At 64.4% G+C, this 17515-nt stretch carries 17 protein-coding genes; 6 read left to right on the top strand and 11 right to left on the bottom strand.

The genetic code is table 11. The features are described 5' to 3' along the window. Positions 1-721 precede the first annotated feature (721 nt). Positions 722-2554 carry an acetolactate synthase 3 large subunit gene (locus tag D2N39_RS13300; RefSeq protein ID WP_267899579.1) on the top strand — a complete coding sequence of 611 codons (1833 nt, stop codon included), beginning with the start codon at positions 722-724 and terminating at the stop codon, positions 2552-2554. Positions 2555-2652: 98 nt separating this feature from the next. Beyond that, positions 2653-3213 carry an acetolactate synthase small subunit gene (gene ilvN / locus D2N39_RS13295; RefSeq protein WP_054304456.1) on the top strand — a complete coding sequence of 187 codons (561 nt, stop codon included), beginning with the start codon at positions 2653-2655 and terminating at the stop codon, positions 3211-3213. Between the two features lie 38 nt (positions 3214-3251). Here the strand turns inward: ilvN and D2N39_RS13290 are convergent, their stop codons facing one another. The 4 genes from D2N39_RS13290 to D2N39_RS13275 form a co-directional block, all read right to left on the bottom strand. After that, entirely contained in the window at positions 3252-4025 is a 774-nt protein-coding gene (locus tag D2N39_RS13290; protein ID WP_119135274.1) for an enoyl-CoA hydratase-related protein, read from the bottom strand. A 67-nt stretch (positions 4026-4092) separates the two neighbouring features. Further along, on the bottom strand, positions 4093-4539 hold the full coding sequence (locus D2N39_RS13285; protein ID WP_119135273.1) for a cytochrome c-type biogenesis protein: 447 nt from the start codon (positions 4537-4539) through the stop codon (positions 4093-4095). Positions 4540-4543: 4 nt separating this feature from the next. Beyond that, positions 4544-6517: a heme lyase CcmF/NrfE family subunit gene (locus tag D2N39_RS13280; protein WP_119135272.1), complete on the bottom strand. Its 1974-nt coding sequence runs from the start codon at positions 6515-6517 to the stop codon at positions 4544-4546. 193 nt (positions 6518-6710) lie between these two features. Further along, positions 6711-7142 (bottom strand): Lrp/AsnC family transcriptional regulator, encoded by a 432-nt coding sequence (locus tag D2N39_RS13275; protein WP_119135408.1) that lies wholly within the window; start codon positions 7140-7142, stop codon positions 6711-6713. 109 nt (positions 7143-7251) lie between these two features. Here D2N39_RS13275 and rocF point away from each other — a divergent pair, with 109 nt between their 5' ends. Both rocF and D2N39_RS13265 read left to right on the top strand, forming a co-directional pair. Further along, on the top strand, positions 7252-8178 hold the full coding sequence (gene rocF / locus D2N39_RS13270) for an arginase (protein ID WP_119135271.1): 927 nt from the start codon (positions 7252-7254) through the stop codon (positions 8176-8178). A gap of 10 nt (positions 8179-8188) precedes the next feature. Beyond that, the gene (locus D2N39_RS13265; RefSeq protein ID WP_119135270.1) at positions 8189-9247 is read left to right on the top strand and encodes an ornithine cyclodeaminase; all 1059 of its coding nucleotides are present in this window, start codon (positions 8189-8191) and stop codon (positions 9245-9247) included. A gap of 3 nt (positions 9248-9250) precedes the next feature. Here the strand turns inward: D2N39_RS13265 and D2N39_RS13260 are convergent, their stop codons facing one another. The 4 genes from D2N39_RS13260 to D2N39_RS13245 form a co-directional block, all read right to left on the bottom strand. Beyond that, entirely contained in the window at positions 9251-9925 is a 675-nt protein-coding gene (locus tag D2N39_RS13260) for a GntR family transcriptional regulator (RefSeq protein WP_233557151.1), read from the bottom strand. Between the two features lie 79 nt (positions 9926-10004). Then, positions 10005-10832, bottom strand: coding sequence for a lysophospholipid acyltransferase family protein (locus D2N39_RS13255; protein WP_119135269.1), 828 nt, complete (start codon positions 10830-10832; stop codon positions 10005-10007). Continuing rightward, positions 10829-11614, bottom strand: a complete 786-nt coding sequence (locus tag D2N39_RS13250; protein WP_119135268.1) for a GNAT family N-acetyltransferase — start codon at positions 11612-11614, stop codon at positions 10829-10831. The genes D2N39_RS13255 and D2N39_RS13250 overlap by 4 nt, the downstream gene beginning before the upstream one ends. 125 nt (positions 11615-11739) lie before the next feature. Continuing rightward, complete coding sequence (locus D2N39_RS13245; RefSeq protein ID WP_119135267.1) at positions 11740-11922, bottom strand: DUF3553 domain-containing protein; 183 nt, start codon at positions 11920-11922, stop codon at positions 11740-11742. A gap of 37 nt (positions 11923-11959) precedes the next feature. Here D2N39_RS13245 and D2N39_RS13240 point away from each other — a divergent pair, with 37 nt between their 5' ends. Continuing rightward, on the top strand, positions 11960-12556 hold the full coding sequence (locus tag D2N39_RS13240; protein WP_119135266.1) for a histidine phosphotransferase family protein: 597 nt from the start codon (positions 11960-11962) through the stop codon (positions 12554-12556). Positions 12557-12628: 72 nt separating this feature from the next. Continuing rightward, positions 12629-13945, top strand: coding sequence for a calcium-binding protein (locus tag D2N39_RS13235; RefSeq protein WP_147373491.1), 1317 nt, complete (start codon positions 12629-12631; stop codon positions 13943-13945). Between the two features lie 18 nt (positions 13946-13963). On the opposite strand, the gene D2N39_RS13230 is transcribed toward D2N39_RS13235, so the two are convergent. The 3 genes from D2N39_RS13230 to obgE form a co-directional block, all read right to left on the bottom strand. Then, positions 13964-15220, bottom strand: a complete 1257-nt coding sequence (locus D2N39_RS13230; protein WP_119135264.1) for a glutamate-5-semialdehyde dehydrogenase — start codon at positions 15218-15220, stop codon at positions 13964-13966. 113 nt (positions 15221-15333) lie between these two features. Then, complete coding sequence (gene proB, locus D2N39_RS13225; RefSeq protein WP_119135406.1) at positions 15334-16449, bottom strand: glutamate 5-kinase; 1116 nt, start codon at positions 16447-16449, stop codon at positions 15334-15336. Continuing rightward, positions 16449-17480: a GTPase ObgE gene (gene obgE, locus D2N39_RS13220; RefSeq protein WP_119135263.1), complete on the bottom strand. Its 1032-nt coding sequence runs from the start codon at positions 17478-17480 to the stop codon at positions 16449-16451. Before obgE ends, proB begins: the two co-directional genes overlap by 1 nt. Between the last annotated feature and the right edge of the window lie 35 nt (positions 17481-17515).

Genomic DNA, 17515 nt, shown 5'->3' with positions numbered 1-17515 from the left:
GAATCGTCGGGCTGGTAGTGGCAATGCCCGTAAGTCTCTGGTCTATGAGAGCGGCTATCAACAAGCATCACCTGCGACCCGCTCAATCATCAACATAGATACTCGGAGCCGTCGTTCGGCTCCGCAGCCCGAACGGCAGCAAATTCCCGCGCAGAACTGACATTCTTTCGCTTGCTGCTGTTTGCGCAGCCCTCTCCTCACAGCCGCTCAGCGCGACGCCCCCCTACACGGCAAAAGGGACCGCAGGATGCGGCCCTTTTCGTCTCATGCGTTAAAGCTCAAAGCATTGTCGGTGCGGCGGATGGCGATCAAAGGCGCGCGGGACGGGTCGCCACCCTGTCGGGAAATCGCCGCCCGCATATGTGGACCGTGTGACGATCCCGGGGGCAAAGGCGCGAAGACCGGGCGAATCGGCTCGCACTTCGGCATGCATTTTCCGTTTATTGCAGCCCGGCACAAACCACCGCAACAAAAGTTCAAGTTTCTACATCTCTGCGACATAATTCATGACTTTTTGCCATTGACGCTCCCCGCCGACGCCCATAAGGTCCGGCCTACTGAATCAAGCCACTGGGGATTACGACATGAAGTCGCTTCTCGTCATCGTAGGGATCGGGCGCATGGGCCGGTAACGGCAGACCATCACGGTTCCCCATGCGCCCCCCGAGGAAACTCCGGGGGCTTTTTCATACCCGTGCCCGCCGCGGTTTAGCGGCAAGAAGTGCCCGCCGCGATATCGCGGCAAGAACGTGCCAGCCGCCGTGCAGGCGGCAAGAAGGAAGAGAACATGACTCAGGCGAATGCGAGCGCCATGACGGGCGCAAAGATGATCGTGAAGGCGCTGAAGGATCAGGGGGTCGAGGTCGTATTCGGCTACCCCGGCGGCGCCGTGCTTCCGATCTATGACGAACTCTTCCTGCAAAACGACATTCGCCACGTCCTTGTCCGCCACGAACAGGGCGCCGTGCATATGGCCGAGGGCTATGCCCGTTCCACCGGGAAACCGGGGGTGGTGCTGGTGACCTCGGGCCCCGGCGCCACCAATGCGGTGACCGGGCTGACCGATGCACTGCTGGATTCGATCCCGCTGGTGGTGCTTTCGGGTCAGGTGCCGACCTTCATGATCGGCACCGATGGCTTTCAGGAAGCCGATACCGTGGGCATCACCCGCCCCTGCACCAAGATGAACTGGCTGGTGAAGGATACCGCGAAACTGGCGGAGACCATTCATACAGCCTTCCATGTGGCGACCTCGGGCCGCCCCGGTCCGGTGCTGGTGGACATTCCGAAGGATGTGCAATTCGCCCAGGCCGAATATGTGGCGCGCGAAAAGATCAAGACCTCGCATTACCAGCCGCGCGTGAAGGGCGACATCGAGGCCATCACCCGGCTGGTGGAACTGATCGAAAAGGCCGAGCGCCCGGTGTTCTATACCGGTGGCGGCGTCATCAACTCGGGCACCGCCGCGAGCCAGCTCTTGCGCGAACTGGTGGATGCGACAGGCTTTCCCATCACCTCGACCCTGATGGGTCTGGGCGCCTATCCGGCCAGCGGCAAGAACTGGCTGGGCATGCTGGGGATGCACGGGCTTTACGAGGCCAATCTGGCGATGCACGGCTGCGACCTGATGATCAACATCGGCGCCCGTTTCGACGACCGCATCACCGGCCGCGTCGCCGATTTCAGCCCGCATTCGGTGAAGGCGCATATCGACATCGACCCCTCGTCGATCAACAAGGTGATCCGCGTCGATCTGCCCATCGTCGGCGACGTGGGGCATGTGCTGGAGGATATGCTGCGGATCTGGAAATCGCGCGGCCGCAAGGTGAACAAGGAGGGCCTTGCGAAGTGGTGGGCACAGATCACGGAATGGAAGGCCGTGAACTGTCTCGACTACAAGAACAGTGAAAAGACCATCAAGCCGCAATACGCGCTGCAACGGCTGGAGGCGCTGACCAAGGGGATGGATCGCTACATCACCACCGAGGTCGGCCAGCACCAGATGTGGGCGGCGCAGTTCCTGGGCTTCGAGGCGCCGAACCGCTGGATGACCTCGGGCGGTCTGGGGACCATGGGTTACGGCCTGCCCGCCTCGATCGGGGTGCAGATGGCCCACCCGGAAGCGCTGGTCATCAACGTGGCGGGCGAGGCGTCCTGGCTGATGAACATGCAGGAAATGGGCACCGCAATGCAGTTCCGCGCGCCTGTGAAGCAGTTCATCCTGAACAACGAACGCCTCGGCATGGTGCGGCAGTGGCAGGAATTGCTGCATGGTGAACGCTACAGCCATTCCTGGTCGGAAAGCCTGCCCGATTTCGTGAAACTGGCCGAGGCCTTCGGCTGCAAGGGCATCAAATGTTCGGACCCGCAGGATCTGGACGACGCGATCATGGAAATGATCCGCTACGATGGGCCGGTGATCTTCGACTGTATGGTCGAAAAGCACGAGAACTGTTTCCCGATGATCCCGTCGGGCAAGCCGCATAACGAGATGCTGCTGGGCGAAGCCGAGACGCAGGGCGTGATCAAGGCTGGCGGCGCGGTGCTGGTGTGACAGGTCGCGCGGGGGGCTGTCTGCCCCCCGACAGGGGCGCGCAAGCGCGCCCCTTCCCCCCGAGGATATTTTCAGACAGAAAATGAAAGGGAGCCCCCATGTCGGCGCTCAATATCACCAAGGGCTCGTCGAGCCATTCCGCCTATGACCTGCGCGATCCCTATGCCGAGGTGATCGAAAGCCATACGCTGGCCGTGCTTGTCGATAACGAAAGCGGGGTTCTAGCCCGCGTCATCGGGTTGTTTTCGGGCCGTGGCTACAACATCGACAGCCTGACCGTGGCGGAGGTGGATCATACCGGCCACCGCAGCCGCATTACCATCGTCACGCGCGGCACGCCGCAGGTTATCGAACAGATCAAGGCGCAGCTGGGCCGTCTGGTGCCGGTGCATGCGGTGAACGATCTGACGGTCGAAGGCCCGGCGGTGCAACGCGAGCTGGCACTGCTGAAGGTTGCCGGAAAAGGAGATGCACGGATCGAGGCGCTGCGTCTGGCCGAGATCTTCCGCGCAAATGTGGTTGATTCGACGCTGGAAAGCTTTGTGTTCGAGATGACCGGCACGCCGGAGAAGATTGACGCTTTCGCCGAGCTGATGCGGCCTCTGGGTCTGCGGGAAGTGGCGCGGACCGGCGTTGCAGCGCTGTCGCGCGGCGCCTAAGCGATTGGCGGCTGCCCCTTACCGGGGCAGCCGTTTCTTCATGCCCCGGTAAAGCGTGGCGGGCGCTTTTCAAGGAAGGCGGCCACGCCTTCACGGAAATCGGCGGTCTTGCCGGCGGCCTCTTGCAGTTTGGCCTCCAGCGCCAGTTGCGCTTGCAGATCATTCGAAAGCGACCCGCGCAGCGCCTGTTTCAGCGCGCGATAGGCCGCCGTCGGACCATTGGCCAGATGGGCCGCGCGTTCCGCGACGCGGGCTGCGAAGGCGTCATCCGCGACACATTCATAGATCATGCCCCAGGCCTCAGCCTGCCGCGCCGTCACCTTGTCGGCGAAGAGGCAGGCACCCATGGCCCGCGCGGCGCCAATCTGGCGCGGCAGCCACCAGGTGCCACCCGCATCCGGGATCAGGCCGATCCGGGTGAAAGCCTGCACGAAGCTCGCGCTTTCCGCCGCGATCACCACATCCGCCGCCAGCGCCAGATTGGCCCCCGCCCCCGCCGCCGCGCCATTGACGGCAGCGATGGTCGGCACCGGGCAATCATAGATGGCGTTGAGGAGCGGCACATATTCCTCGTTCAGGATCTTCTCGAACGGGACATCGGTGCCCATGCCTTGTGCATCGGCCAAGTCCTGACCGGAACAGAAGGCCCGCCCGGCGCCGGTAAAGACAATGACGCGGGCGCTGGATTCGGCCTGCCGGATTGCGGCAAGCATCTGCCTGCGCAGGTCCGACGACAGGGCATTCATCACCTGCGGCCGGTTCAGCGTGATCGTGGCGATGCCGCCCTGTTCTTCCAGAATGATCGGGTCCAATTCTGCCTCCCTTTCCTTTGCCCGGCAGATTAGCCGCCGGGCACCGCGGGAAAAGCGGAACGGCGCGTCACTCTTTCAGAATCTCTTTCAGGCGAGCCTCTTCCTCGGCGCTCAGCGCTTCGGTCGGCAGTTTCGAGCGGCGGCGCAGGAAGGCGAAAGCGGCAATCCCACCCAAGAGCAGCATCCCCGGCCCGGCCAGCCAGAGCACGAGGTTCGAGCCGGTGGCGCGCGGTTCGAACAGCACGAATTCGCCGTAGCGATCCACCACGAAGTCGATCACCGCATCGTCGCTGTCGCCCGCTACCAGCCGTTCCCGCACCAGAAGGCGCAGGTCGCGGCTGATGTCGGCGTTGGAATCGTCGATATTCTCGCCCTGACAGACCGGACAGCGCAGCAGTTGCGAGACAGCGCGCGCGCGCGCCTCCAGCGCCGGATCGGGCAGCACCTCGTCCGGCTGGACCGCCAGCGCGGGGAAGGCCAGAAGCGACAGGCACAGGGCAAGGATCAGGCGCATCGCGTTACTCCGCCGCGACCGGGTTTGCCGCGCGCCGGGCGGCCCCCGCCGCCACGCGGTAACGGCGGTCCGAAAGGGACAGAAGCCCCCCCAGCGCCATCAGCGCGGCGCCAATCCACAGCCAGTTCGCCAGTGGCTTCCAGTAGCCCCGGATCGCCCAGCCGCCGTTATCCTGCGGATCGCCGATCACCAGATAGATGTCACGGAAAAAGCCGTAATCCAGCGCGGCTTCTGTGGTCGGCATGGCCTGCACCGGATAGACGCGCTTTTCGGGATAAAGCACCGCCACTTCGCGCCCCTCGCGGCGCACCGCCATCTCGGCCATGGTGGACAGGTAGTTCGGACCCTCGACCTGTTCAACCTTGTTCAGCGTCACCTCATAACCATGCAGCGGGAAGCTTTCGCCCACCTGCACGACCTTGATGATCTCGGTCGCCCAGGCGTTCATCGCACCGACCGCAATCATGGTAACGCCCAGCCCGGCATGGGCGGTCACACGGCCCCAGTCGGCGCGCGGCAGACGGCCAAGCCGTTGCAGACGGCCGCCAACCGCACCACGCCCGGTGCGCGCCCAAAGGTCGGTCAGCGCGCCGAACACCAGCCAGGCGCCAAGCGCCGCCGCTACTGGCCCCACCGCCGAACGCCCCGTCTCCAGTGCCCAGGCCAGCAAGCCACAGGCCACGGCAAGGATCAGCGCGGGGATCAGTTGCCGGATGACCCGCCCGACCTCGGCCCGCTTCCACGGCATCATCGCGCCGATGGGCAAAAGCACCGCCAGACCGATCATGAAGGGCGAGAAGGCGGCGTCAAAGAACGGGGCGCCGACGCTCAGCTTGCGGTCCCACAGCATCTCGGCCACCAAGGGCCAGATCGTGCCGACAAAGACCACGAAAGCCGCCACCGCCAGCAGCAGGTTGTTCACCACCAACGCGCTTTCGCGGCTGACCATGGCGAAGATGCCCTTCGCCTCCATCGCGCCGGCACGGGCGGCGAACAGCGTCAGCGCGCCACCCATGAAGACACCAAGGATCATGAGGATGAACACGCCACGTTCTGGGTCATTGGCAAAGGCATGGACCGAGGTGATGACACCCGAGCGCACGATGAAAGTGCCAATCAGCGAGAAGCCGAAGGCGAGGATGGACAGCAGGATCGTCCATGCCTTCAGGCTTTCGCGTTTTTCCACAACGATGGCGGAATGCAGCAGGGCCGCGGCAAACAGCCAAGGCATGAAACTGGCGTTCTCCACCGGATCCCAGAACCAGAATCCGCCCCAGCCAAGCTCGTAATAGGCCCACCACGACCCCAGCGCGATGCCAATGGTCAGGAAGATCCAGGCCGCCAGCGTCCAGGGCCGGACCCAGCGCGCCCAGGCGGCATCAACCCGCCCCTCGATCAGCGCCGCGACGGCAAAGCTGAACGCCATGCTGAGCCCGACATAGCCGAGGTAAAGGAAGGGCGGATGGAAGGCGAGACCGGGGTCTTGCAGCAGCGGGTTCAGGTCGTCGCCGTTCAGCGGCGGTTCGGCCATCCGCAGGAAGGGGTTGGAGGTGAACAGAAGGAACGCGAGGAAGGCCACCCCGATCATCCCCTGCACCGACAGAACCCGCGCTTTCAGCGTCGCGGGAAGGTTGCCGCCAAACAGTGCTGCGGCACTGCCATAGGCCGCGAGGATCAGCACCCACAGCAGCAGCGACCCCTCATGGTTGCCCCAGACGCCCGAGACTTTGTAAAGCATCGGCTTGTCGGTATGGCTGTTCAGCACCACAAGACGCAGCGAAAAATCCGAGGTCACGAAGGCCCAGGTCAGTGCCCCGAAGGCCACCGCGATCAGAACGAACTGCACCACCGCCGCCGGATCGGCCACCGCCATCCAGCCGGACCAGCGCCTCTGCGCCCCGATCAGCGGCACCACGGCCTGCACCACGGCAACTGCCAGTGCCAGCACCAGCGCAAAATGCCCAAGTTCTGTAATCATGCGCGTCTCCCTTGTGGCGGGATCATAGGACAAGAGTGCCCGCACCGCCATGGGGCTGCGCCGAACCGCCGCAACCGGCGCGCCCAAATTTCTTTGAAGAAATTTGTAAATCTTTTCGTTGAAAAGATTTGGGGGCCAGCCCCCATCGCGCGTGCCGCGCGATTCCCCCGGGATATTTGTGGACAGAAAATAATCAGCGTCGGCCCGCCTTGCGGGTGGAGAGGAGAAGGTTGGTCTCGGATGTGGTGACGCCTTCGATATTGCGGATGCGGTGGATCACCTCGTCGAGTTCCAGCAAGGTCTGGGTCGAAAGCTCCACGATCAGATCCCATTTGCCGTTTGTCGAATGCACCGCCATGACGGCGGGCAGGCCCGCGAGGCGCGCCATGATCTTTTCGCCGCCGCGCCCCTCGATCCCGATCATCATAAGTCCACGCACAGGGGCGGCGGTGACATCGGCGCGGGTCAACACGGTGAAGCCCGCGATCTCGCCGCGTGCTGTCAGCCGCTCCATCCGGGCGCGCACCGTGGCGCGGCTGAGGGCGAGCCGATCCGCAAGATCGGAAAGCGCCGCACGGCCGTCCCGGCGCAGTTCGGCGATCAGGCGCTGGTCGATTTCGTCCATTTCGACGGTTTTCCTTTTCATCCCGCTGAATTCTGCGCGCATAATGCTCATAATGCCGCTGGAAGCCGCCGCAAAGTGAAAACATGTTTGTCGGAACAGGAGATTTGCCATGACACGGACCATTCTGATCGGCGCGCCCGTCGATTCCGGCCAGCGCCGCCCCGGTTGTCTGATGGGCCCCGCCGCCTATCGCGTGGCAGGGATCGCTGCGGCGATCCGTGATCTCGGTCACGGGGTCGAAGACTGGGGCGACGTTGCGCTGCCCGATCTGCGCGCCGTGACCTGCGCCAATCCGGCGGTGGATCAACTGCCCGAGACGCTGGGCTGGACCGAAGTTCTGGCAGATCGGGTGGATGACGCGCTGTCCGAAGGCGCGATGCCGGTGATTCTGGGTGGCGATCATTCGCTGGCGCTGGGGTCGGTATCCGGCGCAGCGGCCCATGCGCGCCGGTCCGGGCGGCCGCTGTTCCTTTTGTGGCTGGATGCGCATTCGGATTTCCACACGCCGATGACCACCACCAGCGGCAATCTGCATGGCACGCCCGTCGCCTATATCGCGGGGCGCGACGGGTTCGAGGCTTTTCCACCCTTCCCGGCCCCGATCCCGGCGGACCGCATCTGTCTTTACGGCATCCGCTCGGTCGATCCGGCGGAACATGCGGCGCTGCTGGAGCATGACATCGCGATCAATGATATGCGGGTGCTGGATGAGCATGGCATCGTGGCCCCGTTGCGCAGTTTCCTGACCAAAGTGCGCGAGGCGGGCGGGATGCTGCATGTAAGCCTGGATGTCGATTTCCTCGACCCGTCCATCGCGCCTGCGGTCGGCACCACCGTTCCGGGCGGCACCACCTTCCGCGAGGCGCATCTGGTGATGGAGCTTCTGCACGAATCCGGGCTGGTGACCTCGCTCGACCTCGTGGAACTGAACCCCTTCCTTGATGACCGGGGCCGCACTGCCAAGCTGATGGTCGATCTGGTGGGCAGCCTGATGGGCCGCAAGGTGTTCGACCGTCCGACCCGCAGCTTTACCTGAGAGAGATGACATGACCGCCCCCTCCCGCCACGCCCTTGTGCCTTTTGTCAGCGTTGACAATATGATGAAGCTTGTTCTTCACATCGGCGTCGAACGCATGATGACCGAGCTTGCGGCCGAGATCGAGGCTGATTTCCTGCGCTGGCCGCTGTTCGACAAGACCCCGCGCGTGGCCAGCCATTCCGAAGTGGGCGTGATCGAGTTGATGCCGACCTCGGATGGCGAGACCTATGGGTTCAAATATGTGAACGGCCATCCGTCGAACATGAAGAAAGGCCTTCAAACCGTTACGGCATTTGGGCTTTTGGCGGATGTGGCGACGGGCTATCCATTGATGCTCAGCGAAATGACGTTGCTGACGGCGCTGCGCACGGCCGCGACCAGCGCGATGGCGGCGAAATGGCTGGCGCCAAAGGGTACGCGGGTCATGGCGATGATCGGCAATGGCGCGCAGGCCGAGTTTCAGGCGCTGGCCTTCAAGGCGGTCTGCGGCATTGCCGAGGTGCGGCTTTACGACATCGACCCGGCCGCCACCGCGAAATGCGCGCGCAATCTCGCCGGGCGCGGGCTGAACGTCGTGTCCTGCAACAGCGCCGAGCAGGCGATGGAGGGCGCGCAGATCGTGACCACCTGCACCGCCGACAAGCAATATGCCACCATTCTGACCGACAATATGGTGGGCAGCGGTGTGCATATCAATGCGGTCGGCGGCGATTGCCCCGGCAAGACCGAATTGCACCGTGACATCCTGCTGCGGTCGGGCATCTTTGTCGAATACCCGCCGCAGACCCGTATCGAGGGCGAGATCCAGCAGCTTGAGGCCGATCACCCGGTGACCGAGCTCTGGCAGGTCATCGCCGGGCAAGCCGAGGGGCGCAGCGACGCGCGGCAGATCACGCTGTTCGACAGCGTGGGCTTCGCCATCGAGGATTTCAGCGCGCTGCGCTATGTGCATTCACGGCTGAAGGATTCCGGCCTTTATCAGAACCTCGACATGATTGCCGACCCGGATGATCCGCGCGACCTGTTCGGGATGCTGCTGCGGGCCGGGGCAGCGCAGGCCGCCTGAGCTTCAGGCGTTGTCGGCCAGCGCTTCGCGCACCTGCTCCACCCCTTGCGTCAGGTCGAGGCGGATCGCCTCGGCCAGCGCCTGCGCATCGCCCGCCTTCATCGCGGCAAGGGCATCCGCATGGCGGTCCGGCAGGCCATTCTCGATATACCGGCCCAGCACTGCCCGCAGCGACGGCCCGAAGCGCAGCCACAGCGAACGGGCGATGTCTTCCAGCACCGTCGCATCCGCCGCTTCATACAGGGTGAAGTGGAAAGCGTGGTTCTGGCGCAGATATTCCTGCACGTCGCCGGCGCGGATCGCCGGTTCGATCAGCGCGTCGATGGCCTCCAGCCGGGCGATGCGTTCGGGCGTCAGCCGGGGCGCGGCCAGTTCGGCCAGTTTCGGCTCGATCGCCAGACGAGCGTGGACAAGCTGTCCGAACAGATCAGGCGTCATCCGCGGCACGGTGACGCGGCGGTTGTCCTGAAGCGCCAGCGCCCCTTCGGCGGTCAGGCGGCGGATCGCTTCGCGCACAGGGGTCATGCCCGCGTCCAGATCGCGGATCAGACCCTGAATCGTTACCGGCTGACCGGGCAGCAGCACGCCATACAGCACCATGTCGCGCAGCCGCAGATAGGTGAGCTCATGCGTCGGAATTTTCCGCGCCTCGCCCCGGCCCTGCGTCGTGTCTTCCATGGCTGCACCCTCCGTCATCTGGCGGAACATGGGCCAGAGCCGCGATTTGATCAATAGCCCATCGGGCGAGAAACCGACCTCACCCCGCACGATCCGCCAGCGGATGCGCGGTGCGGATCACCCTTTCGCAATAGGCCGCAAGCTGCTTGCGATCTGCAAAGGCATCGACCGGCACGGGGGGGTGAAAGATCACCTGCACCCTGCCTTGGTGCGGGGTCGCCAGCACGTCGATCAGGTGGCCCGCGAAACTCATGTCGCCCCACCAGCCGTAATAGCGCGGGTCGCGGCCCTTGGGCGCGTGATAAACCACGGTGACCGGCTGGATATGCAGCACGCGGTCCATCCCATGCGTGAAAAAAGCCTGAAACAGCGGCGTCTTGAAGGGCAGAACCCGGATCGCATCGGTCGAGGTGCCTTCGGGGAAGAACAACAGCCGGTGCCCCGCGCGCAGCCGTGCCTCCATCATCGCCTGCTGGGTCTTGGCTTCGGCCGGTCGACGGTTGATGAACATGGTGCCGGTGGCGCGGGCAAGAATGCCGATGCCCGGCCAGTTCGCCACATCGTCCTTGGAGACGAAATACACCCGGTCGGCGGCGTTGAGGGTGAAGATGTCCAGCCAGCCGACATGATTGGCGACGATGGCACCCTGCCCCTGCATCGGTTTCCCGGTAACGCGGTAGCCGAAGCCCATGATCGCCAACCCCGCGCGGCAGACGAACTGCGTGATCCAGGGTGTGACGGGCCGGTGCAGGCCGAACAGAGGTTTCTCCACCAGCCGCAGCAACAGGAACACCCCGAGACTGCCGTAAGTCACCGCCCCCAGCATCAGCCCCCGCAACCCGACCAGAAGCCAGCCGAAAGGCCCGATGCGCCGGACGGGCAGTCGCGCCTCCTGCCAGTCACTCATGTCTCGTCCCCGCGACGACGGGTATAGTAATCGCGGTGACGCGACGACATCTGTGTGGTGTCCATCACAAGAAGAACGTCGATGGTGTTGAATTCATGGTCGATCCATGCGCCATCCCCGACGCAGCCGCCCAGCCGCAGATAGGCTTTGATCAGCGCGGGCGTCGCCTGCATGGCGCGGCGGCGGTCCACCGCCTCGGCTGGCAGACGGTCCATCTCCAGCCGGTGCGGCGCCCGCGCGACCGGCCGCAGACTTTCGGGCGCGAGGTGGTTGCGGTGCAGATAGGCCAGCGGCTCGGCGATGGCGGCCGGATCGGTGCCCGGAAAGCTCGCCGTGCCGAACATCAGCTCGATACCGCGATCCAGCACATATTCGGCCAGCTTGTTCCACATAAGCATCATTGCTGGCCCGCCGCGATACTCGGGATGAACACAGGACCGGCCCAGTTCCAGAAGCTTCCGCCCGCAGCCCAGCAAGGGGCCAAGATCGTATTCCTGTTCGGAATAGAAATGCTGGCCCTGCGGCAGCCGGTCGCCGGGCAGAAGGCGATACACCCCCACCACATCCTCCAGCAAGGCGGGGTCGCGGCTGCGGTCGATCAGCAGAAGATGATCGCAGAGACCGTCAAAATCGTCACGCTCCAGCCGGTTCGCATGATCGACCAGCGGGCCATCGCTGCCCATCTCGCCGACAAAAACCTCGTAGCGCAGGCGTTGGGCCGCGCGCAGGTCACGATCATCCGCGGCAAGACGCAGCTCGAACAGGCTTTCGTCGGTCTTCAATCCGGCGCCCTCCCTCGGCCGTCCTGCGCGATCCGGCTTTAGGGGCTGGGGCGCGACTTTGCAAGCGACAGTCAGGCACGCATCAATCAATGGTTGCGGGAACTCATCCGCAAGGATAAATCATATCAATCGAATACACGCTGAAGGCTGATCCGGCTGCCGTCGATCACGACCTTGCCGCGATGTTCGAAGTTCACGGTGATCCGGGTTCCGATATTCGACTGGACCTGCCCCAAACCCCAGTCGGGTTCCTGCGGGTGGCGCACCAGCATACCGGGTTCCAGCAGTGCATTCAGTCCCAGTTGCATTTAGATTACCTGCCCTCCATCCGTTTCAGGAGCATCCATGCCAGACCGCCCCGATCTGAGCGCCCTGCTGGGCTCTCGAATCTGCCACGATCTTATCAGCCCGATTGGTGCGATCGGCAACGGGGTGGAGCTTCTGATGCTGGATGGCGGCACACCGGGGCCGGAAATCGCGCTGATTGCCGAAAGCGTGGGCCATGCCAATGCCCGTATCCGCTTTTTCCGCATCGCCTTTGGCGCCTCGACCGGCGACCAGCGCATCGGCCGCCCCGAGGTGCAATCCCTCCTGGCCGATCTGGCGAACGGCGGGCGGCTGGCCTTCGACTGGGACGGGCCGCAGGATCTGCCCCGCCGCGAGGTGAAGCTGGCTTTTCTGCTGATCATGTGCCTTGAAACCGCCATGACACACGGCGGGCGTATCGTGATCGAACGTGGCGATAGCCGATGGCTGATCCGGGGGATCGGCCCAAAACTGCGCATCGAGCCCGACCTTTGGGAAGTGCTGTCAAATACCGCGGCCCGCCATCAGGTCACCGCCGCACAGGTGCATTTCGCCCTCGTGCCAGACGCGCTGTCCTGTCTTGGCCGCAACCTTGGGGTCGAAATGCGCGACGGCGAAATCCGGCTGACATTCTGACATCGGAGATTCCGCTTTTCACACCTCTGACGCCGTGGCTAGATGCCCTGATGACGCGCATGGGAGGTGCAAATGGGTATCATATCCGGGAATATATCGTTGACACTGAACGGCTCATCGCCGTTCAACATCGGCGAGGATGATCATGTCTGGTCGGACGACCGGCATGTCCGGGCGCTTGAACTGTGGAAGCCGGACGGCAGCGGTATCGCCAATGTGAAAATCGGCCTCAGCAGCAGCAACTGGGGCACCAATCTCATTCAGGCGGGCGGTGATCTGGCAGTCACGATCAACGACTCGGCCACGGGCACCGGCCGTTTCATCGCGACACTCCGTCTCGACTCAGCAGGGAACAATGTGGTGAAGCTGTCGCAAACCACCGTGCAGGTCATCACGACCGGCATCGGTAATGACAGCGTGACCGTAGGCAACAACTGGACCGGATTTATCGCCACCGGCGAAGGTGACGACCGTGTGAACACCGGCGCTGGCGGCGTGATGTATGTCGATCTGGGTGAAGGCAACAACCTTGCCAGCATCGGCGCGGGCGGTGCGGGCTATGTGAATGCAGGCTCCGGCAATGACACGATCAGTGCCAGCGGCGAGGTGACAGCCATCTACAGCGGGCGCGGCAATGACCAGATCACCACCGGCGTGAATTATGCCGATGTGATCAATGCCGGGCGCGGCAGCGACAAGGTTGTGCTGGGCAGCGGCGGCGCCTCTTTCGTGGCCCTGGGCCGTGATGCCGATGTGGTGGTGGTGAAACAGCAGGCCGATCCGACGTCCCTTGTGGTGATCGGCGGCGGCGGCAACATCTCTACCCCCGAGGATGAAGACCGCGATCTGGTCAATTTCTCGGCCTTCACCAAGGCACTGACCGTCGATTTGGCCAAGGGTGAGGCAAGTTCGGCTCAAGGCACCTTCCTGTTGCGCGACATCGAGGATGTGACCGGCGGTCGCGGTGCCGACCGGCTGACCGGCGATGCCGAGGACAATGCGCTGACCGGCGGTGGCGGGCGTGACACGCTGACCGGCGGGGAAGGCGCCGACATGCTGCGCGGCAATGCCGGGGCCGACCGTTTCGTCTTTACCAGCTTCGCCGACAGCACCGAGGAATTCGCCGATACGATCCTCGATTTCAGCCGCAAGCAGGGCGACCGCATCGACCTGAGCGCGATCGACGCAAACGAGGCTGCCAGCGGCAACCAACCCTTCACCTTTATCGGCACGAAGGATTTTGGCGAAAAGGCGGGGCAGCTACGCTTTGAAACCTCCGGCGGCAAGACCGAGATCCAGGGCGATGTCGATGGCGACGGCGCTGCGGATCTCGTGATCCTGCTCAACAGCGCGCTTTCCCTGCGCGCCGGTGATTTCATCCTCGGCTGAAGCCTTCTGCCGCGCCGTTCAGGCGCGGCAGGTGCCATCCCCGGTGACCAGATATTTGAAACTGGTCAGTTGCTCGGCCCCCACCGGGCCGCGCGCATGCATCTTGCCGGTGGCGATGCCGATTTCCGCCCCCATGCCGAACTCGCCGCCATCCGCGAACTGGGTGGAGGCGTTGCGCATCAGGATCGCACTGTCGAGCCGCTGGAAGAACCGCGCCGCCGCCGCATCATCCTCGGTCAGGATGCTTTCAGTATGGCTCGATCCATAGCGGCGGATATGGGCAATCGCGCCATCCACGCCATCGACCAGTTTCGCCGCGATGATCATGTCCAGAAACTCGCGCCCGAAATCCTCGGGCACCGCCTGAACCGTGCCCGGCACCGCCAGCAATTCGCCCTCTGTCCGCACCTCGACGCCGGCCTTCACCAGATCCTCGATCAGCACCGCGCCGTGACGGGCATAGAAGGCCCGGTCGATCAGCAGACATTCCGCAGCACCACAGATGCCGGTGCGCCGGGTCTTGGCGTTCAGCACCACGCGCCGCGCCTTTTCCAGATCGGCGGCCCCATCGGCATAGATGTGGCAGATGCCCTCCAGATGCGCAAAAACGGGCACCCGCGCCTCACGCTGCACCAGACCCACCAGCCCCTTGCCGCCGCGCGGCACGATCACGTCGATGAACGCCACGGCCTGCAACATGGCCGAAACCATCGCCCGGTCGCGCGTCGGCACCAGTTGGATAGCGGCTTCCGGCAGACCGGCGGCGCGCAGCCCTTCCACCATGCAGGCATGGATCGCCCGCGAGGAATGAAAGCTTTCCGAGCCGCCGCGCAGGATCACCGCATTGCCGGCCTTGAGGCACAGCGCGCCCGCGTCGGCAGTCACGTTGGGCCGGCTTTCATAGATCACGCCGATCACACCCAGAGGCGTCGCGACCCGCTGGATATGCAAGCCGGTCGGCCGGTCCCATTCCGCCAGCACCCGCCCCACCGGATCGGGCTGTTCGGCAATGGCCCGCAGCCCTGCGACGATGCCGTTGATCCGGCCGTCGTCCAGCGTCAGCCGGTCCATCATCGCGGGCGTCAGCCCCTTCTCGGCGCCAAATGCCAGATCCTCGGCATTGGCCGCGATGATCGCGGGCACAGCCGCCGCCACCGCATCGGCGGCAGCCAGCAGCGCCGCGCGCTTGGCCTCGGCTGGCGCGAAGGCAAGCTCCGCCGCAGCTTCGCGGGCCTTCGCCCCGATCTCCTGCATCAGCTTGCCTGCGTCTTCCATCCTCTGCCCCTTTGCTTCTTGCAGAAATACTCCACGGGGGTCGCCAATCGGCGCCATCGGTTCAAGCCCGATTGGCGACGGGGCGTGAAGCCCCCGGCGGTCTCCCTCCGCGCCTAGATCACCATATCGTCGCGGTGAACAAGCGCCGCCCGCCCCTCATACCCCAGGATACCGGCAATATCGCCGGACCGATGCCCTGCAATCGCCCGCGCCTCGTCGGAGGTATAGCGGATCAGCCCCCGCCCCAGCGCCGCGCCATCCGGGCCGATGATCCCCACCGGCTCGCCCCGGCCAAAGACGCCCTCGACCGCCGTCACCCCCGCCGGAAGCAGGCTCTTGCCCGACCGTAGCGCGATGACAGCCCCGGCATCGACCCGGATCCTGCCCTTTTCCTTCATCGCATTGATCCAGCGCTTGCGCGCCACCTGCGGATCGGCCTGCGCCACGAACCATGTCCGGTTCGCCCCTTCCGCCAGCGCCTTCAGCGGCCGGGGGACCGAGCCCTCCATGATCGCCATGGCACAGCCGCCCGCCACGGCGGTCTTGGCCGCCATCAGCTTGGTCTTCATCCCGCCTTTCGACAGGCCGGAAATCGGATCGCCCGCCATGGCCTCGATCTCCGGCGTGATGGTCTCCACCAGATCGAAGCGCTGGGCGGTCGGGTCTTCCTTCGGATTGGCGGAATAGAAACCGTCTACATCCGACAGCAGGATCAACTGATCCGCCCCCGCCGTCACCGCGATCTGCGCCGCCAGCCGGTCGTTGTCGCCGAAGCGGATCTCGTCGGTCGCCACCGTGTCGTTTTCATTCACGATGGGCACCACGCCCAGCCCCAGCAGCGTCTCCATCGTGGCGCGGCTGTTCAGATAGCGGCGACGGTCCTCGGTATCTTCCAGCGTGACCAGAACCTGACCCGTGGTAATGCCATGCGGCGCCAGCACCTCCTCATAGGCGCGGGCGAGCCGGATCTGCCCCACCGCGGCGGCGGCCTGCGACTGTTCCAGCGTCAGTGCACCGGCGGGCAGGCCAAGGATCATCCGCCCCAGCGCGATGGAGCCGGAGGACACCAGCACCACTTGCGTGCCCCGCAGCTTGGCCTCGGCCACATCCAGCGCCAGCGCCGAAAGCCAGCCCTGCCGCAAGCCCTTCTGCCGGTCCACCAGCAGGGCCGAACCGATCTTGATCACCAGCCGCCGCGCCGCGCGCACATCAGGCGCGGCGATCTGCATCAGGGCTGCCACGGCTTCACCTCCACCGGCATGCGGGATTTGCGGTCCTCCATGATCTCGGCATGGATCGCGCGCAACACATCCTTGATCCCGTCGCCCGTGGCGCCGGAAATCAGATGCACTTGCCCGCCGCTGGCCTTTTCCAGCGCCCGCTTGCGGGTGCCGATGGTCTTCTTGTCCAGCGCGTCGATCTTGTTCATCGCAAGGATGCGCGGCTTGTCGGCAAGCTCGTCAGCATAGGCTTCCAGTTCGCCCACGATGGTGCGGTAATCCTTGGTGATGGTGGAAGAGGTGCCATCCACCAGATGCAGCAGCACCGAGCAGCGTTCGACATGGGCAAGGAACTGATCGCCCAGACCGCGCCCCTCGGACGCGCCCTCGATCAGCCCCGGAATGTCGGCCATCACGAATTCCTGCCCGTCAACGCCGACGACGCCAAGGTTCGGCACCAGCGTGGTGAACGGATAATCCGCGATCTTCGGCCGGGCGTTCGACACGGCAGCAAGGAAAGTCGATTTGCCCGCATTGGGCAGGCCCACCAGCCCCGCGTCGGCAATCAGCTTCAGGCGCAGCCAGATCGTGCGCTCCACCCCTTCCTGACCCGGATTGGCGCGGGCGGGGGCGCGGTTGGTCGAGGTCTTGAAATGCAGGTTGCCGAAGCCGCCATTGCCGCCCTTGGCCAGAAGCACCTTCTGCCCGACCTCCACCAGATCGGCCAGCACGGTTTCCTCGTCCTCGTCGATGATCTCGGTTCCGACTGGGACTCTCAGCACGATGTCATCGCCGGTCTTGCCGGTTTTCTGGTTACCCATGCCGGGCTGGCCCGACTTGGCGAAGAAATGCTGCTGATAACGAAAGTCGATCAGCGTGTTCAGCCCCTCGACCGCCTCGGCCCAGACCGAGCCGCCGTTGCCGCCGTCGCCGCCATCCGGGCCACCGAATTCGATGAACTTTTCGCGCCGGAACGAGACGCAGCCCGATCCGCCGCCGCCCGAGCGGATATAGACTTTGCACAGATCGAGGAATTTCATGGGCGAGCCCCTTCGGGATTGGATGATTGGCGATA

It is taken from the genome of Gemmobacter lutimaris (genome assembly GCF_003570715.1).
Classification (GTDB): Bacteria; Pseudomonadota; Alphaproteobacteria; order Rhodobacterales; family Rhodobacteraceae; genus Gemmobacter; species Gemmobacter lutimaris.
The sequence above is the reverse complement of the archived record's forward strand: the minus strand, read 5'-3'. Positions and strand labels throughout refer to the sequence as shown.